Source organism: Micromonospora sp. NPDC049523 (assembly GCF_040676775.1).
Taxonomy (GTDB): Bacteria; Actinomycetota; Actinomycetes; order Mycobacteriales; family Micromonosporaceae; genus Micromonospora_G.
On sequence record NZ_JBFAPP010000011.1, the window covers coordinates 186,430 to 208,050 of the forward strand.

The 21,621-nt window shown below is 70.4% G+C and carries 17 protein-coding genes; 6 read left to right on the forward strand and 11 right to left on the reverse strand.

Annotated elements, in window-relative coordinates:
- Nucleotides 1-11: 11 nt before the first annotated feature.
- Nucleotides 12-848: a GNAT family N-acetyltransferase gene (locus AB0J90_RS19385; RefSeq protein WP_363597783.1), complete on the reverse strand. Its 837-nt coding sequence runs from the start codon at nucleotides 846-848 to the stop codon at nucleotides 12-14.
- A 203-nt stretch (nucleotides 849-1,051) separates the two neighbouring features.
- Here AB0J90_RS19385 and gltB point away from each other — a divergent pair, with 203 nt between their 5' ends.
- Together gltB and AB0J90_RS19395 are read left to right on the forward strand one after the other, a co-directional pair.
- Nucleotides 1,052-5,764, forward strand: coding sequence for a glutamate synthase large subunit (gene gltB, locus AB0J90_RS19390; RefSeq protein WP_363597606.1), 4,713 nt, complete (start codon nucleotides 1,052-1,054; stop codon nucleotides 5,762-5,764).
- On the forward strand, nucleotides 5,757-7,238 hold the full coding sequence (locus tag AB0J90_RS19395) for a glutamate synthase subunit beta (RefSeq protein WP_363597608.1): 1,482 nt from the start codon (nucleotides 5,757-5,759) through the stop codon (nucleotides 7,236-7,238). Before gltB ends, AB0J90_RS19395 begins: the two co-directional genes overlap by 8 nt.
- An 84-nt stretch (nucleotides 7,239-7,322) precedes the next feature.
- Here the strand turns inward: AB0J90_RS19395 and AB0J90_RS19400 are convergent, their stop codons facing one another.
- A complete protein-coding gene (locus AB0J90_RS19400) occupies nucleotides 7,323-7,787 on the reverse strand; it encodes a hypothetical protein (RefSeq protein ID WP_363597610.1) in 465 nt (154 codons plus the stop codon).
- Nucleotides 7,788-8,017: 230 nt separating this feature from the next.
- Here AB0J90_RS19400 and AB0J90_RS19405 point away from each other — a divergent pair, with 230 nt between their 5' ends.
- Both AB0J90_RS19405 and AB0J90_RS19410 read left to right on the forward strand, forming a co-directional pair.
- Nucleotides 8,018-10,558: an FtsK/SpoIIIE domain-containing protein gene (locus AB0J90_RS19405; RefSeq protein WP_363597612.1), complete on the forward strand. Its 2,541-nt coding sequence runs from the start codon at nucleotides 8,018-8,020 to the stop codon at nucleotides 10,556-10,558.
- Entirely contained in the window at nucleotides 10,555-11,415 is an 861-nt protein-coding gene (locus AB0J90_RS19410) for a hypothetical protein (RefSeq protein WP_363597614.1), read from the forward strand. The genes AB0J90_RS19405 and AB0J90_RS19410 overlap by 4 nt, the downstream gene beginning before the upstream one ends.
- 461 nt (nucleotides 11,416-11,876) lie before the next feature.
- Here AB0J90_RS19410 and AB0J90_RS19415 read toward each other — a convergent pair whose 3' ends face one another.
- Together AB0J90_RS19415 and AB0J90_RS19420 are read right to left on the reverse strand one after the other, a co-directional pair.
- A complete protein-coding gene (locus tag AB0J90_RS19415) occupies nucleotides 11,877-12,866 on the reverse strand; it encodes a hypothetical protein (RefSeq protein WP_363597616.1) in 990 nt (329 codons plus the stop codon).
- Nucleotides 12,863-13,072, reverse strand: coding sequence for a hypothetical protein (locus tag AB0J90_RS19420; protein ID WP_363597618.1), 210 nt, complete (start codon nucleotides 13,070-13,072; stop codon nucleotides 12,863-12,865). Before AB0J90_RS19420 ends, AB0J90_RS19415 begins: the two co-directional genes overlap by 4 nt.
- Nucleotides 13,073-13,302: 230 nt before the next feature.
- Between AB0J90_RS19420 and AB0J90_RS19425 the strand changes: the two genes are divergently transcribed.
- Nucleotides 13,303-13,521, forward strand: coding sequence for a winged helix-turn-helix domain-containing protein (locus tag AB0J90_RS19425; RefSeq protein ID WP_363597620.1), 219 nt, complete (start codon nucleotides 13,303-13,305; stop codon nucleotides 13,519-13,521).
- 261 nt (nucleotides 13,522-13,782) lie between these two features.
- Here the strand turns inward: AB0J90_RS19425 and AB0J90_RS19430 are convergent, their stop codons facing one another.
- The 5 genes from AB0J90_RS19430 to AB0J90_RS19450 all read right to left on the reverse strand — a co-directional run bounded on the left by AB0J90_RS19430 (nucleotide 13,783) and on the right by AB0J90_RS19450 (nucleotide 17,913).
- Nucleotides 13,783-14,325: a hypothetical protein gene (locus AB0J90_RS19430; RefSeq protein ID WP_363597622.1), complete on the reverse strand. Its 543-nt coding sequence runs from the start codon at nucleotides 14,323-14,325 to the stop codon at nucleotides 13,783-13,785.
- Between the two features lie 209 nt (nucleotides 14,326-14,534).
- Nucleotides 14,535-15,224 carry a hypothetical protein gene (locus AB0J90_RS19435; protein ID WP_363597624.1) on the reverse strand — a complete coding sequence of 230 codons (690 nt, stop codon included), beginning with the start codon at nucleotides 15,222-15,224 and terminating at the stop codon, nucleotides 14,535-14,537.
- Complete coding sequence (locus tag AB0J90_RS19440; RefSeq protein ID WP_363597626.1) at nucleotides 15,221-15,859, reverse strand: hypothetical protein; 639 nt, start codon at nucleotides 15,857-15,859, stop codon at nucleotides 15,221-15,223. The genes AB0J90_RS19435 and AB0J90_RS19440 overlap by 4 nt, the downstream gene beginning before the upstream one ends.
- A 14-nt stretch (nucleotides 15,860-15,873) precedes the next feature.
- On the reverse strand, nucleotides 15,874-16,134 hold the full coding sequence (locus AB0J90_RS19445; protein WP_363597628.1) for a hypothetical protein: 261 nt from the start codon (nucleotides 16,132-16,134) through the stop codon (nucleotides 15,874-15,876).
- A gap of 204 nt (nucleotides 16,135-16,338) precedes the next feature.
- Nucleotides 16,339-17,913, reverse strand: a complete 1,575-nt coding sequence (locus AB0J90_RS19450; RefSeq protein ID WP_363597630.1) for a prolyl oligopeptidase family serine peptidase — start codon at nucleotides 17,911-17,913, stop codon at nucleotides 16,339-16,341.
- A 637-nt stretch (nucleotides 17,914-18,550) separates the two neighbouring features.
- Between AB0J90_RS19450 and AB0J90_RS19455 the strand changes: the two genes are divergently transcribed.
- On the forward strand, nucleotides 18,551-19,483 hold the full coding sequence (locus AB0J90_RS19455; protein WP_363597632.1) for a winged helix-turn-helix domain-containing protein: 933 nt from the start codon (nucleotides 18,551-18,553) through the stop codon (nucleotides 19,481-19,483).
- 51 nt (nucleotides 19,484-19,534) lie between these two features.
- Here the strand turns inward: AB0J90_RS19455 and AB0J90_RS19460 are convergent, their stop codons facing one another.
- Nucleotides 19,535-21,181, reverse strand: coding sequence for an amidase (locus AB0J90_RS19460; protein WP_363597634.1), 1,647 nt, complete (start codon nucleotides 21,179-21,181; stop codon nucleotides 19,535-19,537).
- A complete protein-coding gene (locus tag AB0J90_RS19465) occupies nucleotides 21,181-21,480 on the reverse strand; it encodes a hypothetical protein (RefSeq protein WP_363597636.1) in 300 nt (99 codons plus the stop codon). Before AB0J90_RS19465 ends, AB0J90_RS19460 begins: the two co-directional genes overlap by 1 nt.
- Between the last annotated feature and the right edge of the window lie 141 nt (nucleotides 21,481-21,621).

Sequence of the window (21,621 nt, forward strand, 5' to 3'; positions counted from 1 at the left end):
GGGGGTGGGGGTTAGGGGGTTACGGGGGTGGGTTGGGCTATGCAGGCGGTGCCTAGGCGGCGGAAGCCGGCGCGGAGGTAGACGCGGGCGATGTCGTCGCTGCCGGCGGAGAGGAAGACGACCTCTGTTCCTGCTGCCAGTAGGTGCCGGGCCAGGGCGGCGGTGACGGCGGCGGCCAGGCCGCGGCGGCGGGCGGTGGGCAGGGTGGCGATGCCGGCGATCTCGGCCACGTCGCCGACCCGCATCGCCATGCCGGCCGAGACCGCGCCCTCCTCGGCCGTCTCAGCCAGGGCGAAGACCCTGGTGCCGGCCTCGACCTGGGCCCGTTCCTCGTCCACCCGGCGGGGTGCCAGGGAGACCAGGGCGGCGTCGCGGGCGATCGGGCCGGCGTCCCCGGGGGCGGTGCCGGGCACGGCGAAGCCGATGGCGGCGACCGCTCGCTGGGTGGCGACGTCGCGGCCGAAGTCGGGCGAGGTCGGGTCGGCCATCCGCACCGGTACGTCGCCGAGGCTGTCGGCCGGCGGCAGCGCTGTCGGATCCAGCACCATCAGCGGCGCCTCCAGTACGGCCAGCCCGGCCGACCGGGCCACCGGCAGTAGACTGGGATGGTTCTCGTGCACCCACTCGAAGGCTTCCGGTACGCCGAGGGCGCGCTGCCGTTCACGGACCGCGGTCACGTCGGCGGCGTTCGGCGGTTCGGAGGCGCCGGGGCGGGGACGGGCGTAGAACGGCCAACCAGCACCGTTTCGGACGAAGAGCACCAAGCCGCCGTACTCTTCCACGTGAGCTACATCACGCGGCACCCCGTCATAAAAGTGTTCTAAGCGCTCGAATACCTCACGATGCACCAGGCTCACCGCGCGAGACTACACGTCTCACTCCGTGGAAGTGTGATCAATCCGTACTGGTGGTGCTAGGTGGGACCTAACGTAGACTCAAGAAACCTCGCAGGGCCGACGTCGTCCCGACCCATGATTGAACGTGAGTGACGACAGGAGACCCGGTGGTTTTTCCGTACCCTCAGGGACCTCGCCTCTCCTCGCCGCCCGCCTTGCCGGCATCGCCGGCCCCGGGTATCGCGAACCTGGCCCGGACCCCCGAAGCGCAAGGGCTGTACGACCCCGCGTACGAGCGTGACGCCTGCGGGGTGGCCTTCATCGCCGACCTCAACGGGCGCCGCTCGCACGACGTGGTGGCCAAAGGGCTCGGCGCGTTGTGCCGGCTCGACCACCGGGGTGCCCGTGGCGCGGAGCAGAACACCGGCGACGGCGCCGGCATCATGCTCCAGGTACCGGACGGATTCCTGCGCGAGGTGGTCGACTTCCCGCTGCCACCGGCCGGGCAGTACGCCACCGGCCTGGTCTTCCTGCCCCGCGAACCGGACGCCGAACAGCGCGCCCGCGCGGTGCTGGAGAAGTACGCCCTGGTCGAGGGCGCGGAGATCCTCGGCTGGCGGGACCTGCCGGTGGACGCGACCGACCTGGGCGAGACCGCGCTGGCCGCCCGTCCGCTGATCCGGCAGGTGTTCCTCGCCGCGCGTCGGCTCACCGGATCGCCGGCCGGTCCGGCCGGTACCGCGCTGACCGGCCTCGACCTGGACCGGGTCGCGTTCTGCGTACGCAAGCAGACCGAGCGGGAGACCGCCGAGCGCGGGGTGCCGGCCTACTTTCCGTCGCTGTCCGCCCGCACCATGGTCTACAAGGGCATGCTCACCCCGGACCAGTTGCCGGCGTTCTTCCCCGACCTGACCGACGAGCGGGTCACCAGCGCGATCGCCCTGGTCCACTCCCGGTTCTCCACCAACACCTTCCCGTCGTGGCCGCTGGCGCACCCGTACCGGTTCATCGCCCACAATGGAGAGATCAACACCATCCGGGGCAACAAGAACTGGATGAACGCCCGCGAGGCGCTGCTGGCCAGCCCGAAGGTGCCCGGCAACCTCAAGCGGTTGTTCCCGGTCTGCACCCCCGGCGCCTCCGACTCGGCGAACTTCGACGAGGTGCTCGAACTGCTGCACCTGGCCGGGCGGAGCCTGCCGCACGCGGTGCTGATGATGATCCCCGAGGCGTGGGAGAACGACCCGGAGATGGCGCCCGCCGAGCGGGCGTTCTACCGCTTCCACGCCAGCCTGATGGAACCGTGGGACGGGCCGGCGTCGGTCGCGTTCACCGACGGCACCATGGTCGGCGCGGTGCTCGACCGCAACGGGCTGCGCCCCGGCCGCTGGTGGCAGACCAGCGACGGCCTGGTGGTGCTCGGCAGCGAGGCGGGTGTGCTCGACCTCGACCCGGCGACCGTGGTGGCCAAGGGCCGCCTCCAGCCGGGCCGGATGTTCCTGGTCGACACCGCCGCCGGCCGGATCGTGCACGACGACGAGATCAAGGCCGAACTCGCCGCCGAGCAGCCGTACGCCGAATGGCTGCACGCCGGGCTGATCGACCTGGCCGACCTGCCGGCCCGCGAACACACCGTCTACACCCACGACTCGGTCCAGCGTCGCCAGCAGACCTTCGGTTACACCGAGGAAGAGCTGAAGATCCTGCTCGGGCCGATGGCGCGTACCGGCGCCGAACCGCTCGGCTCGATGGGCACCGACACCCCGATCTCGCCGCTGAGCACCCGTCCCCGGCTGCTCTACGACTACTTCCACCAGCTTTTCGCGCAGGTCACGAACCCGCCGCTGGACGCGATCCGCGAGGAACTGGTCACCAGCCTCCAGTCGACCATCGGCCCGGAGGGCAACCTGCTCGACCCGGGACCGGCGAGCTGCCGGCAGATCGTGCTGCCGTACCCGGTGCTGGACAACGACGAGCTGGCCAAGCTGCTGGACGTGGACGAGGACGGTGACCTGCCCGGTTTCAAGGCGGTACGGGTCTCCGGGCTGTACCGGCTGCGCGACGGCGCGGCGGGCATCCGGGCCCGGCTGACCGAGATCTGCCGGCACGTCTCGGAGGCGATCGAGGACGGCGTACGCATCCTGGTCCTCTCCGACCGCGACTCCACCGCCGACCTGGCCCCGATCCCGTCGCTGCTGCTCACCGCCGCCGTGCACCAGCACCTGGTACGCGAGCAGACCCGCACCCGGGCGGCGCTGATCGTCGAGTCCGGCGACTGCCGCGAGGTGCACCACGCCGCCGTGCTGATCGGTTACGGCGCCGCCGCGGTGAACCCCTATCTCGCGTTCGAGTCGGTCGAGGACCTGATCGCCCAGGGCACGCTGACCGGGATCGAGCCGGCCAAGGCGGTCCGCAACTACGTCAAGGCGCTCGGCAAGGGCGTCCTGAAGATCATGTCGAAGATGGGCATCTCCACCGTCTCGTCGTACTGCGGTGCGCAGGTGTTCGAGGCGGTCGGCCTCGACTCCCGGCTGGTCCAGCGGTACTTCGCCGGCACCCCCGGCAAGATCGGTGGGATCGGCCTGACCGGCATCCACGAGGAGATCGCCGCCCGGCACGCGGTCGCGTACCCGCCGAGCGCGGCACAGGGCGCGCACCGGCGGCTGGAGGTCGGCGGCGAGTACCAGTGGCGCCGCGAGGGTGAACTGCACCTGTTCAACCCGGAGACGGTGTTCCTGCTCCAGCACGCCACCCGCTCCCGCCAGTACGAGGTCTTCCGCGACTACACCGCCAAGGTCGACGAGCTGGCCGCGAAGGCGGGTTCGCTGCGCGGGCTGTTCACCCTGCGTACGGGGGTCCGGCCGGCGGTGCCGCTGGACGAGGTCGAGCCGGCCAGTGCGATCGTCAAGCGGTTCGCCACCGGCGCCATGTCGTACGGCTCCATCTCGGCGGAGGCGCACGAAACCCTCGCGGTCGCGATGAACAACCTCGGCGGCAAGTCCAACACCGGTGAGGGCGGCGAGGACGTCGAGCGCCTCTACGACCCGCGCCGCCGCTCCTCGGTCAAGCAGATCGCCAGCGGCCGGTTCGGCGTGACCAGCGAATACCTGGTCAACGCCGACGACCTCCAGATCAAGATGGCGCAGGGGGCGAAGCCCGGCGAGGGCGGCCAGTTGCCCGGCAACAAGGTCTGGCCGTGGATCGCCCGTACCCGGCACGCCACCCCCGGCGTCGGCCTGATCTCCCCGCCGCCGCACCACGACATCTACTCGATCGAGGACCTGGCCCAGCTCGTCCACGACCTGAAGAACGTCAACCCGGCCGCCCGGGTGCACGTCAAGCTGGTCAGCGAGATCGGCGTCGGTACGGTCGCCGCCGGGGTGGCGAAGCTCAAGGCCGACGTCATCCTGATCTCCGGCCACGACGGCGGCACCGGCGCCTCCCCGCTGAACTCGCTCAAGCACGCCGGCACCCCGTGGGAGCTGGGACTGGCCGAGGCGCAGCAGACGCTGCTGCTCAACCGGCTCCGTGACCGGGTGACCGTGCAGGTCGACGGCCAGCTCAAGACCGGTCGGGACGTACTCGTCGCGGCGCTGCTCGGTGCCGAGGAGTTCGGCTTCGCCACCGCCCCGCTGATCGTCGCCGGCTGCGTGATGATGCGCGTCTGCCACCTCGACACCTGCCCGGTCGGCATCGCCACCCAGAACCCGGTGCTGCGGGAGCGTTACACCGGCAAGCCGGAGTTCGTGGAGAACTTCTTCCTCTTCCTCGCCGAGGAGGTCCGCGGGTACCTGGCCGAGCTGGGCTTCCGCACCCTGGAGGAGGCGATCGGCCAGACCGAGCTGCTCGACCTCGCCCCGGCGCTGGACCACTGGAAGGCCCGCGGGTTCGACCTGCGGCCCGTACTGCATGTTCCGGACCTGCCCGAGGGTGCCGCGCGGCGCGGCATCCGCGCCCAGGACCACGGCCTGGCCGCCGCCCTGGACAACGAGCTGCTGGCACTGGCCGCCCCGGCGCTGGCCGACCGGACCCCGGTCCGGGCCTCGATCCGGGTACGCAACGAGCACCGCAGCGTCGGCGCGATGCTCGGCGGCGAGGTGACCCGCCGCTTCGGTGGCGCCGGCCTGCCCGCCGACACCATCGAGTTCGCCCTGACCGGCACCGCCGGCCAGTCCTTCGGCGCGTTCCTGCCGGCCGGGGTGACGCTGCGGCTGCACGGCGACGCCAACGACTACGTCGGCAAGGGACTCTCCGGCGGCCGGCTGGTCGTCCGCCCGGACGCCGCCGCGCCGTTCGCCGCCCGCCTCGCGGACCGCGTCGACGGTACGCCCGGCGCCGAGGACCAGATCATCGCCGGCAACACCATCCTGTACGGGGCCACCGCCGGTGAACTCTTCCTCCGGGGCCGGGTCGGTGAGCGGTTCGCGGTCCGCAACTCCGGCGCGGTGACGGTGGTCGAGGGGGTCGGCGACCACGGCTGCGAGTACATGACCGGTGGCACCGTGGTGGTGCTCGGCCCGACCGGGCGCAACTTCGCCGCCGGCATGTCGGGTGGCGCCGCTTTCGTGTGGCAGCTCGACCGGCGCCGGGTCAACCCCGAACTGGTCGACCTCGCCCCGCTCACCGACGCCGAGCGGGTGACCCTGCACGACCTGGTCCAGCGGCACTTCGCCGAGACCGACTCGGCGGTCGCCGAGCGGCTGCTCAAGCGCTGGCCGGAGGCGGTCGAGGAGTTCACCGCCGTGGTGCCCCGCGACTACAAGCGGGTAATGCAGATCATGCGGGCCGCCGAAGCCGCCGGCCACAACGTCGACGAGGCGGTCATGACCGCGCTGGCCGCCCCGGTGCCGCCGGCCGCGCCCGTGCCGTCGCCCGCCGCGCCCGCGCAGGTCACGCCGCGCGCGTCCCAGGAGGTGGCTCGTGCCTGACCCGAACGGTTTCCTGCGCTACGACCGGCGGGTGCCGGCCCGCCGCCCGGTGCCGGTACGGATCAGCGACTGGCGGGAGGTCTACCCGGCCGCCACCGACGACCTCGTACGCGAGCAGGCCACCCGCTGCATGGACTGCGGCATCCCGTTCTGCCACGACGGCTGCCCGCTCGGCAACCGCATCCCGGACTGGAACGACCTCGTCCGTACCGGCAACTGGTCGCACGCGATCGAGTCGCTGCACGCCACGAACAACTTCCCGGAGTTCACCGGGCGGCTCTGTCCGGCGCCGTGCGAGGCGGCCTGCGTACTCGGGATCTCGGGTGGGCAGCCGGTCACCATCAAGCAGGTCGAGGTCGAGATCGTCAACCGGGCGGTGGACCTGGACCTGATCCGGCCGCAGGTGGTGGCGAAGCCGTCCGGCAAGCGCATTGCCGTCGTGGGTTCCGGGCCGGCAGGACTCGCTGCCGCGCAGCAGCTGGCCAGGGCCGGGCACGCCGTCACCGTCTACGAACGCGACGACAAGATCGGTGGACTGCTCCGCTACGGCATCCCCGACTTCAAGCTGGAGAAGGAACACATCGACCGGCGGCTGGAACAGCTCACCGCCGAGGGCGTCGGCTTCGTCACCGGAGTCAACGTCGGTGTCGACATCACCGCCGAGCAACTCCGCGCCGAGTACGACGCCGTACTGCTCGCCTGCGGTGCGCTCCAGGGCCGGGACACCCCGGCCACCCCCGGCCGGGCCCTGCGCGGCGTGCACCAGGCGATGGAACACCTGGTCGCGGCGAACCGGGTGGTGAACGGCCTGGAGGAGAGCACCCCGATCGACGCCGCCGGCAAGCACGTGGTGATCATCGGTGGCGGTGACACCGGCGCGGACTGCCTCGGTGTGGCGCACCGGCAGGGCGCGGTCGGCGTACACCAGCTCGACCTGTACCCGGTGCCGCCGGGCAGCCGGGACGAGAACCGCGACCCGTGGCCGACCTGGCCGTGGATCCTGCGCGACTACCCGGCACACGAGGAGGGCGGCGAGCGGGTCTTCGCCGTCGCGGTGCAGGAGTTCGTCGACGACGGCACCGGCCAGGTACGCGCGGTCCGGGTCGCCGAGGTCAGCGTGACCAAACAGGACGGGCAGCGGATCATGACTGTCAAGCCCGGCTCGGAACGGGAACTCCCGGCCGACCTGGTGCTGCTGGCGATCGGCTTCGAGGGGACCGAGGAGCAGCCGCTGCTCGACCAGCTCGGGGTGGCCCGCAACCGGCGTGGCGCGATCGACGCTACCGCTGACTGGCAGACCTCCACCGACGGGGTTTTCGTCGCCGGCGACATGCACCGGGGCGCCTCGCTGATCGTCTGGGCGATCGCCGAGGGCCGCGCCGCCGCCGCCGCGATCCACACCTATCTCGACGGCCCCGGCACCCTGCCGGCCCCGGTCACCGCCTCGGCCCAACCCCTGACCGCCGCCCGCTGACCGCCCACGAGGCGCATTTTCGCAGAAGGAGTGGCTGTCCCAGGCGGGACAGCCACTCCTTCTCCACCGAAGTTGGGCGGTGGATCAGGCTCTGTCGAGGAAGTAGCGCTTGCCTTCCTGGGGAAGGCCGATCCAGAGGTAGAGGCGGATGGAATCCTGCGACCGGTCCAGGTACAGCGGCAGCGCGTAGGAATCGACGATGACGGAGATGGACTGGACGTCGTACCGGTCCGGCTCGGCGAGATGCCAGGTGCCCGAGCCCGTCCAGGGCCGGGTGAACCGCTCCGGTGCCGTCAACTGGGCCGGCAGCCTCCGCGTGTCGAAGGTGTGATCGGGACGCAGCGTCAGTACCGCACCATCCGGCCCCTGCCACTCGCCCCTGACATTCGCGTCGGTTGCCACCGGCGGCTCCGCCAGCAGCGCCCGGTGGGTCACCGTAGCCAGGACCCCCACGACGAGCAGGACAACCAGCACACCGACCGCGCTGAGGGCGATCACCGTACGGCTGCCTCGCCCGGAACGGGTTCGTGCGGTCAGTGCCTCTGCCATCCGCCCACCTTCCTTTTCACCTTACGAGTGAACATGATCTGAGATCTTGGAAGGGGATCGTCGTTGACGCGACGGTGTTCTTCCAAGTCCATGTTCTTCCAAGTCCACCAGGGACCGGGCATGTGAGGTGTACGGCGGATGGTGCCGCTGGCACGTCCAGGTGCCCGTACGGGGGTGCTTCGGTTAGTGTTCCGGTGACTACGCACGCCGGACAGGGGTGGGGGAGCAGGGTGGGCAGGCTCGCGGTCACGTACGGGCGGGCGGTCGCGGCACACCGGCAGGCGCGCGCGCATCTGGACGCCGCCCGTCGGGCGCTCGCCGGAGTCACCGCCCCGCCGCCACCGCCCGAGACCGCCGACATGGTGCAGCGGCTGCGTCGAGTCGGCGAATCCCTGAGCGCGGTGTCGGCGGGACCGGAGTTCCCGGGCCGCCCGGTGCCGATCCGGGTCGGTGAGGCGGCCACTTCGGACGGCGGTTTCCCGGTGGTCGTACCGCTGGTCGGTGGGGCGCACCTGGCGATCGACACCGACGCCCGCGATCCGCGTACGGGGGCGGCGCTGCGTTCGCTGGTGATCCGGCTGCTGATGGCCGCCCCGGCCGGCTCGGTACGGGTGGTGGCGATCGACAACGCCGCGCTCGGCGCCACCTTCCTGCCGTTGCGACCACTGGTCGACGCTGGCGTGCTGAGCGCACCCGCGACCAGCGACGAGGAGATCCAGGCCCTGCTGACCGGTGCCGAGCAACACGCCCGCGCGAACCACTCCGACCCGAGCAACCGTAACCGGCTGCTGTTGGTGGTGGCGGCGTCGATGCCGGAGGGTCGGGCCGAGCTGACCCGGCTGGCCGCGTTGACGCACGCCGGCCCGGCCGCCGGGGTGTGCGTGCTGGCGGCCGGCTATCCGCCCCGGTCGACCGGGCTGGAACCGCCGCCGTTCGGCAACACCACCCGGGTGACCCGCGACAGCGACTACGCCTGGGTCGGTGACCCGCCGTGGTGGCCGTACAGCGAGGACGGGACTGGGCTGGTGGTGCCGGTGCTGCTCGACGGGGACCCACCCGCCGGCACGATCGCCGCCGTCGCGGAACGGCACGGGGACGCCACCCGACGCGACGCCAGCCTGGAGTTCACCGACCTGCTGCCGGCCCGCAACTGGACCGAGTCGGCCGGCACCGGGCTGCGTACGGTCATCGGCCGCAACGGCCGCGACCCGGTGACCCTGGCCTTCGACGACGCCACCCCGCACTGGCTGGTCGGTGGCCGGACCGGCTCCGGCAAGACGGTGTTCCTGCTCGACGTCCTCTATGGACTCGCCGCCCGCTACTCACCCGACGAGCTGGCCCTCTTCCTGCTCGACTTCAAGGAGGGTGTCAGTTTCACCGAGTTCGTGCCGACCGGGCACGACGGTTCCTGGATCCCGCATGCCCGCGCGGTCGGCATCGAGTCCGACCGGGAGTACGGCGTGGCGGTCCTGCGGGAGCTGCGGCGGGAACTGAACCGGCGGGCGAACGCGCTCAAACGCCACGGCGTCACCAAGCTCGCCGACCTGCCCCGCGACGGCAAGCCGGTGCCCCGGGTGGTGGCCGTCATCGACGAGTTCCACGTGCTGTTCGCCGGCAACGACGCGCTCGCCCGGGAGGCGGTGGCGCTGCTGGAGGAACTGGCCCGCAAGGGCCGCTCGTACGGCATCCACCTGGTGCTGGCCAGCCAGAGCATGTCCGGCATCGAGGCGCTCTACGGCAAGGTCGACTCGATTTTCGGCCAGTTCCCGCTCCGGGTGGCGTTGCCGGGCGGCTCCGGCGTACTCGATGCCCTCAACGACGCCGCCGGGGCGCTGCCGCTCGGTTCCGCGATCATCAACCCCGCCGCCGGCCTGGCCTCGGCGAACACGGTGGTCCGCTTCCCGGACGCGCACGGCAGCGCCGCGCGGGTCGCGGCGCTGCGGCACGAGCTGTGGCAGGGGCGGGCGCAGGGCTCTTTCCCACCCGCGGTCTTCAAGGGGTACGACTCAGCGCACGTCGAGGACGACCCGACCTTCCGTGGCCTGATGCCCGGTGGACGCAGGCCGATGGCCCTGGTCGGGCGGGTCGTCGACGTGAACCTGACGTCGGCGATGTTCATGCTCGACGCCACCCCCGGCCGGCACCTGGCGGTGGTCGGCACCACCCCGGTCGGCGCCGACGTGTTGCAGGCGGCGACCCTGAGCCTGGCCCGCCAGGCCCAGCCGGGTACCGCCCGGTTCCTGCTCGCGCCGCTGGTCGCCGCCGCCGACGAGGTGGCCGACGCGACCGCCGACGCACTCGCCGCATCCGGTCACGAGGTGACCCGGTTGGACGCGATGGCGTTGCGGGAGGAGATCCGCAAACTGGCCGAACCGGTGGCCCAGCCGAGCGACCGGACCTACCTGGTGGTCTTCGGCATGGACGGGGCCAGCGGGGTGCTGTCCGCCAAGGACCAGAACTACCGCTCCGGCCTGGACGACCTCCAGCAGGTCCTGCGCCACGGCCCGGCGTACGGGGTGCACCTGCTCGGCTGGTGGCGGGGGCTGCGCCGGCTCGCCGACGACATCGGCGGGGCGCACAACAAGGACGACATCGCCTGCCTGGTGGCGTTGAACGTGCCCGGTGGCGAACTGGGCATGTACCTCGGCATGCACGACCTGGCGTACACGCCCCGGGCGAACCGGGCGCTGCTGGTGGACCGGCACGATCAGCGCAGCCGGCTGATCGTGCCGTTCGTTCGACCCGGGTACGAGCTGGACGAGGGGCAGTGACGACGATGCAGGGCTTCGACGAGTACGCCACCCTGGCCCGGCACCTGCACCAGCTCCACCGCACCGGTGAGCGTACGACCGCTCAGGTGGCCGCCCGCCGGGATGCCACCGGTGGCACCATCGACCAGCTCGGGCAGCGGCTCGGTATGCAGGAGCAGCGGCTGGTCGAACTCGCCAAACTGATCGGGGAGCCGGTCCCGCAGCTCAGCGCGCCACAGCCGCCGCTGACCGTCGCCGGGCACCTCGGGTCGCCCGTACCGCCCGCCTATCAGGGTGCCGAGCAGGAGTTGGCGGGCGGTTCGGCGTACCCGGAGTTGCCGGCCGGTCCGGACCGGGTGGCGCTGACCTCGACGCCCGCACCGGCCCCGACGGTCCCCGGGCCCCGGCTGCCGACGGCGGGCGGGGACGAGCCGCCGACGCAGCACCTGTCGGCGCCGGCCGCCCCGGTGAACCCGGACGTCGAGCTGGACCTGGCGCACCGGGCGGCGGCGGCAGCCGACGAGACCGCCGCGCAGGTCGAGGAACTGGCCCAGCAGCCGGCGCTGCTACCTGGCTCGTCACCGTTCAGCCGGGCGATCGTGGTCTACGTCGGTTTCATCGCCGCCGGCAACCTGGCCCAGGCCTTGCTGGCGCTCGTCGCCAAGGCCGGCGCAGTCGACGGTTTCACCCTGTACGCGTGGATGCTCGCCGGACTGCCGGCGCTGACCTTCTTCGCCGCCTACTTCGCGCTCGGCTCATGGGGCCGCGCCCGGATCGGGGTCAGCCGACCGGCCCGGTACGCCCGGCTCGGCTTCGCCATGTGTTTCGTCATCATGTCGATCACCTCCTGCTTCTGGACGATCCTGCTGGACGTCTGAGCCGGGTCCGGCGGTCTTGAGTTCGGCGGCGGTGTTGAGTTCGGCGGCGGTCTGTTCGGCGGTGTTGAGTTTGGCGGTTTGCAGGAGGTCGGTCAGCTCGGCGGGGGACAAACCCTCGTCGTCGAGCAGGCCGACGACGAGCATGGTCTGGGCGGCGATCGTGGTCGCGTCCATCGGCATCGGCTCGCGCTGACCGAGCGCGGCCTGGACCAGCGCCTCGGCGGTCACCGGATCGATCTCGACGCCACTGTGGTCGTACCGCTCCCGGACACTGGCGACGAACCGGATGACCGGGGCGTGGTCCTGACCGGGCCGGAACCGCCGGTCGACGCAGAGCAGGAAGACGGAGTCGAGCAGTTCTCCGTACCGCCGCCAACCGGTCTCGTCCAGGCGGCCCAGTCGATGCCGGTGTTCGCGTACGCGCCCGAGGGCCAGGTCACGTACGGCCCTGCTGTACGGGTTCAGGCTGTCCACGGGCGGGTGAGCTCCTTCCAGGCCTCGTGACGCCAGCGGGCCATGAATCCGCGCCAGCCGCCCCACGGATGGCGCCGGATGACGAGCCCGGCCGCCGCCCGCACGCCCTCTCGGGTCTGCGCGACCGTCGGGCGGGCGCGGGTCAGGAGACGATCCAGTCGGGCGGTGACGCTGCTGGCGGCGGGTTCGGGGATGCCGGCGAGGTTGGCGGCGTAGCGGTCGAGGGCACGGGAGCCGATCGCGAGGCGGGCGGCGACCAGGTCGAGTCGGCTGCCCGCCCGCGCCCAGCGCTCGGCTGCGGCGAGGGCGAGGGCGAGGGCGAGGGCGAGTGGATCATCCTGGTCGCGGCGGAGCCAGTCTTCGGCGGTGGCAAGCTGTCGGCGTACCCGATCGACCTCGTGGGCGGCGCGGCCGGCACCGAGGCGGGCAACCTTGAGGCCGGCGAGCACGTCGCCGATGTTGACGGGTTCGGAGTGGGGGAGCCGGCGGGCTTCGGCCAGGCCGGAGTAGACCATGGTCAACGACTCCCAGGCAAGGTCGAGCGCGCTGTCCCAGTTGGCGACGGCGGTCCGGGGGAGCGGATGCTCGACGGCGTCGACCTGCTGGTTGGCGCGTTCGAGCGCTTCGGTCGCGGCCAGGCAGGCGGCGCGCAACGCGTCGACCGTGCCGTCCGCGGTGCGGATCGCGGTGTTGAGCAAGCCGTCCCCTCCCCGACGCTCGGGTGAGATCGTGTGGCGGCGGGCGGTGGACCAGTTCGACGGGTGGCTCCGGTTGTCCGGCGACGGGTCGCCGGGCCGCCGGGAGAATCGGGCCAGCGCCCGTTCCGCCTGGTGTCGCTCGGCGCAGGGGCCGGGCCGCCCGCACCCCAGACACACCCCGCTGTACGCGGAAACGACGTGCCGCTCGATCGCCTGTCGCGCCTCGGCGGCTCTGGCCCGGGCGTACCGGCTGTAGTAGGTCTCGGAGAGGGCGTTCACCCGCCCGCCTCCGCCACCTGCTTGATCAGTCGCGCCCACTGCACCTCAAGACACGGGTACGCCGCACCGCAGGTGCACTTGACGATGGCGACCCGCATCGGTGCGTGGGCCACCAGGATGTCGCTGGCGTCTTCGAGGTTCTCTTCGGAGAGGAAGTCGGGTGGTGGCGGTTTGTCGGGTTGCGGGGTGGGTGGGGTGGTGCTCACCGTTTGGTGCCTCCCGTCGCTGGTGCGGGCAGGTTCACGCACCCGGCCGACCAGGGGGAACCGATCGGCCGGGCTCTGTGCGGTGGGGACCAACTCCGTGGTTTGCAGACCTGGGAGCCGGACAGAGGTGACCGTATATGACAGGTGATGTACGTGCAACCCTGACTTGCTATTGGTTGCCATACAAGGTGGGACGTGATCAAATGGCGGGGCAGACCTGGGAGTGACCTATGCCCGCCAAGCCCAAATGGGCGCAGATCGTCGACAGCATCCGCGCTCAGATCGAGTCCGGAGAACTTGCTCCGGGCGACAAATTGCCGTCCACGTCGCAACTCTGCGCACAGCACAGCGTGTCCGCGATCGTCGTCCGACAGGCCATCAACGCCCTCAAGATCGAGGGCCTAGTGGAGGGCGTCGGAGGTGTTGGAGTGTTTGTCGCCGAGCGATGACCGGTGCTGTGGCGGATCACTACCCCTCCAGGGGTAGAAATCCGCCACAGTGCTTGTCTCGCTGGCGGTTTCCCCGCACCCGGGCGCGTGATCGGGAGACGGTTGGCGTTATTTGCTCCATTCAGCACCGACGCAGCGGACGTGTTACCCGCCCCGACTTCGCCAGTGTGGAGCGGCCCGGCTGTCGCAGGTGTCCCCGCGACGGCCAGGCCCGCGATAGGTCAGTCTTCAGCTACCATGAACGGTAACTGTGGGTGGTATTCAGTCACGAGTGAGCGGGCAACTGAAGTTGATGGTGAACTCGACTTCCGCGCCTGTGGTTGCCCGCTTGGCGGTGCCCTTCAGCGTGCCCGTGGTGGCGTTGCCCGCCTCGTTGCGCTCGCCGGTGAGTGCCAAAGTCTGGTACGTCTCATCGTCACCACCCAGCGTCAGTGGCACTATCACACCATCGCTGTCCTGGTCGAACTTGCCCGGGTCGTACGGTAGCGACATCTCGATGCTGGCATCCTCGGTGCTGAGCGAGAAGATCTTCGCCGGGACCTGAATAATGCTGCAGTCGTCGGTGATGAACTCGTACCTCTTGCCGTCGGCCACGACCGTGATGGTGCCGCTGCCGCCAGCCGGGGCATCCGGTCCCGTGGCGGCACCCGTCGGCCCGTCTACGCTCCCGGCCGATGGAGTCTGGGCCGTCGAGGACGGCTCGTCGCCGCAGGCCGTCATTCCCGACAGCAGGGTGAGACCGAGCGCCCCACCCAGTAGGAACCGCGCCCACTGTTCCTGACGTGTACGTGCCGATCGCCGCATTCTTCTCTCCCACCTTCGTAACAGCTCCGCTTTGACCACCCGCTCAGGCTGGGCATCGAACGCCTGTCCCTGACGACATCCCGGCTGATCACGAAGACGACGGTAGGTTGTGCGGACCGCTCGGAGATCACGGATTTGTGCCAACGTGCCAGTGGCGACCGGGTACGGACAACGTCAAGCAGGACTCGGGCAGGTGCACCGCCGCGAGTTCAGATGGTCGCCCGGTACGCGCGCAGATCGTCGTTCGCGCTGCGTAGCAACACGGCGCTGTCGTACACGTTGTCCCGAGCGCCCGACATCGCGTCGTGAGTACGCCGTACGACGTCGGCGCGGCCACCGTAGATCAGGACCATCATCGAGTCCTGGCTGTTGCGCATGCTCGCCGCAACAGCGTTGAGCTTGGCCGCCGTCTGCTCGATCTGCTCCATGACCTGCTCGATCCCCGAGATCACCTGCCCGGCGATACTCATCGACCCCGCGTACTTCTGCGCGGCCTTGGCGCTGCTGCGATGCCTGGCGCTCCTGTCGCGACCAGGTGTGACACGGTGCCCACCGCCCCGGCTCTCAGGCCCGGTGCCTTCGGCGGCAACGCTAGACCGCCCGCCAGCAGTGGCAGATCGCATGTCGCGCCGTTCTCTGAGGTGATCAAGAGTAGCCACCACCACCGCCTTGCCCTGGGCACCGATCATCCCGCCGGCTATGGCGCCGCCGGTCACGGCGATGGACGGGGAGATCGGCAAGCCGAGTCGGGCGGCAGCCAACCCCACCAGCATGCCGACCCCCGCGGCACCCCATTCGGTCAGCTTGCCGAGGCCCTCCTTGGCGCTCTCGTACTTGAGCCGCCGCAGGAACGGCCGCTCCTTCTTTTGCTCGCCGCGTTGGATCCGTCCGTACCTCATGGTGCGACGACGGGGTCCAGGAAAGCGCAACTCGTTGAGATCATCATTGGCAGGTTGAGGGCCGTGTCGCGTGCTACTGATTGCGGTGTCAGGTTGAGTAACTCCTCGCCCGCCGCCGCTTCCTCTGACTCATCGGCGTAGAAGGCACAGGCATGCCAAAGATTTGCGTGCAGGAAAGCATAGGACCACTGGCTGAACACCTGTATGGGAAGCGCCACCTTCGCTTGGCCCTGGTGGCCGATGCGGTGGAGGTGGGGCTCATCCGGGGTTGAGCCGAGTCCTTCGCCCAGGGGGAGGAGTTTGTGGCGGCGGAAGACGGGTTCGAGGTTGCCTTCCGGGTCGAACTCGACCAGCAGGCCGCGGGCGATCAGGCCCTCGACGATCTCGGCGGCGCGCGGCTCGGGCTTGGGCGCGCTCTGGACGAGCTGGATCAGGGACTTCCGGTTCACCGCCAGCTTGGCGTGCCGCTCGGCGTCGACAAAGGCCGCCGCCCACACGGCAGCCTCGGTTTCGGTCAGCTCCACTAGGTCGTCGCCAAGGTGGATCTCGTAGCACTCCGGAGTCGGGTCCGGCGGGCGTACGTAACGGTAGCGCGGTCCCATGGAGAGCCCGACGGGCACGATGACGGTTGGCATGACGTACCCCTTGCTCAGAAGCTGGCGGCGTAGCTGTTGGTGGCCTCGACCGCGCCCTGCGCGAGCGTTGTCGCCTCGTGCAGTTTCTGCTTGGCCTGCTCCATTCTGGCCAGTGCCTCGCCGACCCGCGAGTGGCTGGTCCCCTGGGTGAGGCTGCGCAGCAGCGCGGTCGTCTGCTCCAGCGAGTCGGCGATGCCCCGGATGGTGGCCGCCTGCTGGCTGGTCTCACTGCTGAATCGGGCCACGCCGGCCTTGATCTCTTCGATGGACGCCATTCCGATTTCCTCCCCGGTCTCGGTCGTTCTTCCCCGAGCCGACCGTACCCGACCGAGCACAGTAGGTCAGTCCTACTCGGGGCGCCTGCACAAGATCCGGGATCTTGGAATTTCATCGCCGTAATCACGACGGTACGGTTCCAAGATCTCGGATCTTGAGGGTGTGCGCGGTGAGGCGAGCGAGTGGGGCAGGGGGTCGGGGCGTCAGCTGAGGCGGTCGGCCAGGAAGCGTTCGATTTCCTCGAAGAGGACCAGCCGGTCGGCGGTGGCGAGCTGCTGATGCCCGAACCGGTCGCTGAGCGCGACCGCGCAGCGTACGAGGTCCGACCGGGTGTACGCGGCCAGCAGGGCGGCGTGTCCGCCGTACGAGGTGCCGAAGAAGGCCACCCGATCGCGGTCGACCAGACCGGACTGCACCCCGTGTGCGACGGCGTCGTAGAGGTCCTGTTGCATTCTGCCGCCGTACTCGTGATTGCCGGCGCGGCGGAATTCGACCCCGAATCCGCGTGAGCCACGGTGGTTGATGTGCAGGGAAAGGTATCCGAGTGAGGCGAGGTACTGCGCCTCGGCGTGGAACCGCCACGACTCCCGGTCGGTCGGGCCGTCGTGCACGACCACGACGGTGGGCAGCGGCAGCCGGTGGTAGACCGGGCGCATGGCGTACCCGGTCAGTTCGCGGCCGTCACCGGCGACGAAGATGAAGTCTTCGAGTTTCGGGAGTTGGTAGTCGGCCAGGTCGGGGCGGTCGAGGAAGAGCGGTTCGGACCGGCCGGTCGTCGGTTCGAAGACGTGGTACGCGACCGGTCCGTCGTCGCGGACCTGCCCGATCAACCAGGTACGGTCGTCGGCGCTGCGGTCCACGATGACCGCCGAACCGGTGCCGGTGGCCGCGAGCCGCCCGACCGCCTGCTGCTTCGCCGGGTTGAGTGCGTGGTAGCGCAGCCGCTGGTCGGTGACGGCGCAGATGTCCGGCAGGCCGGTCGCGGGCTCGAACCACACTCCGTCGCCCGCGATCGGGTAACCGTCGACGTCCAGCGTGGGATGCGCGAACACCGTCATGGTGGCGCCGCTGGTCGAGCCGATCGAGATCAGTCTGCGGGTCTTCGAGTCGTAGCTGGTGAGCAGGAACAGGCGCCGCCCGTCGGCGCTGAAGGCCTGTACGGACAGGTCGTCGGCCTCCCTGGCGCCGATCCGGAGTACGCCGCGCGCCGTTTCGAGCCGGTCGCCCAGCACGATCTCGACCGAGCCGTCGCCACCTGTGCGGATTCCGCCGCGAGGCTGCAGCGTAGGGTCCACGAACCACTGCCGGAAGCCCTGCTCGCGCGCGACTAACACCGGCTCCCCGCCGTCGAGTGACGCGTTCAGGCTGAGTCGGAACAGTTCGGGGCCGGAGGCGCCGGGGCGGCGGCAACTGTAGACGGCGGTTGTCGGGTCGTGGCGGGAGAGCCAGTATTCGGTGACCGGACCAGGTGTTCCGTACCTCGCCGGACCGGTGTCGCCGCCATCCCCGCTGGTGTCGGTCGGGCGCGCGGCGGCGAGGCTCCACTCGTTACGCCCCGACGGGCTGTGCCGGTAGACCAGCATCGTGCCGTCGGCGGTCCAGCGCAGGTCGTCGATCGTCTCGCCCGGATGGGCGGCCAGGCGGCGTTCGTCCGCGGCGGCCGTACGCAGCCACAGCTCCGGGCCCTCGTCGGTGTTCCGGACGAACGCGACCGCGCTGCCGTCCGGGGCGAGCCTGGGTGAGCTGTTGTACGCCGGTGCGAGCAACGCCCGCCTCAACCGCGACCTGCTGCTTCGCGTCCGTACGCCGGTCATCGGCTGGCCTCGTGGTGCGAAGTGGCCGGGCCGCATGGCCGATTCCGCGGTTCCCGAGCCCGATGCTGTCCTACCGTGGTCCGGCCACGTTCCACTGTGGTCCGGCTCGCGGCGCGGAGGTTGTCCACCACCGTGTCGCCCTCTCCCCGTGGCGATCGCCCCCGCGGACCGCCGTGGGGCCATCTTCACCACGTCGGTTTTGTGACGTCAAGACCCCTATTTATCGCCTGCAACTACCCAATGTCATCGAACCTCCGGTACGGGATGGTTCGGGCGTACGCGGCATATCCGGGCTGACGACCTCGACCGTACGGCTACGCGGGCATCGTCGGGCGTCGGCTCGTGTCACCCTCCGTATAGGTGGCCACCCCCGGATCGAACGTCCAGAAGCGAGCCTTTCGGTGCAGGCCGAAAGGCTCGGTGATGGTTCGCCTCTTGTCCGTCCCCGCTACCGCCGGTAATACTTGTCGAACTTTATCGGCACGCCAGCCAACGGGGGGCAATCGTGCTGCATATCCATTTTTCTGCCCAGGATCTGGCCAGGACACGTGTCGCGGCCACCTGGGGACCACTCGGTGAGACGTTCCTGAGTCTCTTGACATTGCACAAACCTGCATCGCCGGGACTGTTCGGCGGCTGGCGGGAGCGTGTCCGTCGTACGTCGACCGTGGCGACCCATCCGGCCGCCGCCCTGTTCGACGATTTGAACGGCGACCTGCTTGCCGCCACCGGGCCGGCCGACTCGCTCGAAGAAGGGCTCGAAGCCCTGTTGAGAGCCGGTCCCGAGCGGTTCCGGCGGGAGTTGGTCGGTGCCGCTCGATCCGGGGCTGGCGCCGGCGGTTGGGCGCCGCGCCGACCAAGGCCACCGATGGGCGCGCCGCTGTCTGATCGGGTGGACCGGCGGGATCTGGTGCGCTTTCTGCACGAATATCATCAGGTAGCGGTCGCGCCCTACTGGCCGCAGATCCAATCGCGATTGCAGGCCGAGCACGCCACCTATGCCGGCGCCCTGGCGGCGTACGGAGTGGAGGCGATGTTCGCCGCCTTACCGCCCGGATTCCATTGGCGCTCACCGATATTAGAGGTGGGTCGTGGTGCACCGGTCGACAACCTGGTACTCGCCGGGCGGGGCCTGGTGCTGGTGCCGTCGGCCTTCTGCCAGAGCATGCCCAGCGTCGTCACCAGCACCATCGACGACCGGGCGCCGGTGATCCTGTTCGTTCCCGTCATGCGTACGGTCGCTGACGCCGCGGCCATGCTGACCGCGCCGGGTGCCGGGGCGGTGTCGAAGGCGCTCGCCGCACTGCTCGGCCGGACCAGGGCCAACGCCCTCGAAGCGGTCGCCCGTGGTGCGTGCACCACCGGTCAGCTCGCCGAGCGGCTCACCTGCTCACTGGCCAGCGCGAGCGAGCACGCGACGGTGCTGCGCCGGGCCGGCCTCATCACCACGATCCGTCAGGGCAAGGCCGTCCTGCATGCCCTCACCCCACTCGGAGCCGACCTGCTCAACGGCATCCCACGTCCGCAGCGCTGAGTTTCCACAGCCGGGAGGGGCCCCTTCGGACAAGGGGCCCCTCCTGACATCTCACTGGGTGAGGGTGGCGACCTCTTCGGCGGTCAGGCGGTGGGTTACCGCGGCGGTCCGCGCCGCGGTGGCACCGGCCGGCGGGTTCGGCGGCCGGCGCCAGTGCCAGTCGGTGACCGCCTGGTACGCGGCGACCAGCGACAGCAACCGGTCCTCGCCGTACGGGAGTCCGCCGAGGATCGCGCCGATCGGCACCCCCGCGGCGGTGAAGCCGATCGGGAAGGCGATCTCCGGCAGGCCGAGGATGTCGAACGGCACCGGACCGGTCTGCACCACCACGTCGCAGGTCTCGAAGAGCTGGTCCAGCACCCGTTCCATCAGCAGCAGCTTGGCCCGCTGACCGGTGATGAACTCGTTGCCACCCATCAGCGCGCCCTGCAACCAGCTCGTCACCGAGACACCGAAGCCGCGCAGGTCCGTACGCAGGTACGGCATGAACGGCTCGCTGCGCTCCGGCAGCCGTACGTTGTTGAAGTTGTTGCCGGTGAGCAGGTCCCACTCGTCCGGCAGGGTGACGTCCACCAGGGTGGCGCCGGGGATCGCGGCAAGCTTGGCCAGGTACGCCTGCTGGGCCAGCGCGGTCGCGGAGCTGCCGCTGCCGTAGCCGGGCAGCACCCCGATCCGGGTCGGCCAGCGCAGCTTCAGGGTGCTGCCGTCGTAGAGCGGAGTTGCCGCGTTGAGCAGGTTCGGCAGTGCGGGCAGTCCCTGCGTACGCGGGTCGGCCGGGTCCTCGCCGGCCATCGCGGTCAGCATGATCGCGGCGTCCTTGGCGTCGCGGGCCAACGGTCCGGGATGGTCGCGGGTGTAGCTGAGCGGGATGATGCCGCTCAACGAGACCCGACCCATGGTCGGCTTGAGCCCGGTCAGGTTCTGCGCGTTCGACGGGGCGGTGATCGAACCACCGGTCTGGGTGCCGATGCCGGACGAGACGAGCCGGCCGGCGACCGAGGTGGCGGTGCCGGTGGACGAGCCGCCGGGGTCGGTGCCGGGGTTGGTCGGCGTCCAGGCGTTGACCGTGGTGACCACACCGGACGGGGTGGTGGCGCGGGTGGTGGCCAGCGGACCCATCTGGGTCTTGCCCATCACGATGCCGCCGTTGACCTTCAGCTTGGCGACCGCGGTGGCGTCGTACGGCGGGACGAAGTCCTGGAACAGGTAGGAGTTCGCGGTCGTCGGCACCCCCTCGGTCCAGTAGTTGTCCTTGATCGCGAGCGGGATGCCGTGCAGCGCGCCGCGGTGCGGCTTGCGGGCCGCGGCCCGCGCCGCCTTGATCGCCGCGTCGGCCAGCACCAGGTTGAAGGCCTTGTACGTGCCGTCGTACGCCTCGATCCGGGCCAGGTACGCCTCGACGAGCTGCTCCGGGGTGAGCTTGCCGGCGCGGATCAGCCACGCGGCCTCGGAGATGGTCAGCTCGGTCGGATCGGCCACCGCCTCCGGCCGGGGCTTGGTGTAGGCGCTCGGCTTGTCCAGTGCCGGGTTCCACTTGACCGGGTTGCCGCCGGAGGCGGTGCCGCCGTCCGGGGCGGCGAGCGCGATCGACGGAAGCGCGATGGTGCTGCCGACCGTGGCGGCGGCGGCCAGGGCGGCGGTACGGGCGAGGAAGGCGCGGCGGTCGACCGTACGGTCCTGGGGTTGGATCGTCGTCATCACTTCCGCCATTCGGTGCTGATCGAGGGGTAGAGCATCGGCGCCGCCTGCTGCGAGATCGCCTTGGCGACGGCAGGGGTGGATCCGGCGGGTGCCGGCAGCTGGTACGCGGCCAGCGCCGTCACCGTGCTCCGGACGAACGAGCGCAGCGAGGCCAGTACGGAGTCCTGACCGGGGGAGCCGGTCACCGGGTCGGCGGTGGTGCCCGGCGGAAGCTGGCTCAGGTCTATGCCGAGCGAGGCGAGTCGGGCCCGGATCAGGATGTCGAGTTCGGAGTCGGTCGGCGGTGTGGGTGCCATGGTGCTCCTCCGCTTGGGAAAAACGTTGCCCCACTGTCGGTTCGACCTGTGTCAGGATCATGACCTCAAGATCACATAGACGTGAACCGCCCCCGTCCCCACCAGCCCCAATGCCCGTCGATCTAGGGCAAATACGTGCTT

Bases quoted from the DNA above. Each gene is read 5' to 3' on its own strand.
- AB0J90_RS19445 (WP_363597628.1), bottom strand. From the start codon at position 16,134: ATGGCGTCCATCGAAGAGATCAAGGCCGGCGTGGCCCGATTCAGCAGT.
- AB0J90_RS19440 (WP_363597626.1), bottom strand. From the start codon at position 15,859: ATGCCAACCGTCATCGTGCCCGTCGGGCTCTCCATGGGACCGCGCTAC.
- AB0J90_RS19435 (WP_363597624.1), bottom strand. From the start codon at position 15,224: ATGAGGTACGGACGGATCCAACGCGGCGAGCAAAAGAAGGAGCGGCCG.
- AB0J90_RS19465 (WP_363597636.1), bottom strand. From the start codon at position 21,480: ATGGCACCCACACCGCCGACCGACTCCGAACTCGACATCCTGATCCGG.
- AB0J90_RS19400 (WP_363597610.1), bottom strand. From the start codon at position 7,787: ATGGCAGAGGCACTGACCGCACGAACCCGTTCCGGGCGAGGCAGCCGT.
- AB0J90_RS19430 (WP_363597622.1), bottom strand. From the start codon at position 14,325: ATGCGGCGATCGGCACGTACACGTCAGGAACAGTGGGCGCGGTTCCTA.
- AB0J90_RS19425 (WP_363597620.1), top strand. From the start codon at position 13,303: ATGCCCGCCAAGCCCAAATGGGCGCAGATCGTCGACAGCATCCGCGCT.
- AB0J90_RS19460 (WP_363597634.1), bottom strand. From the start codon at position 21,181: ATGACGACGATCCAACCCCAGGACCGTACGGTCGACCGCCGCGCCTTC.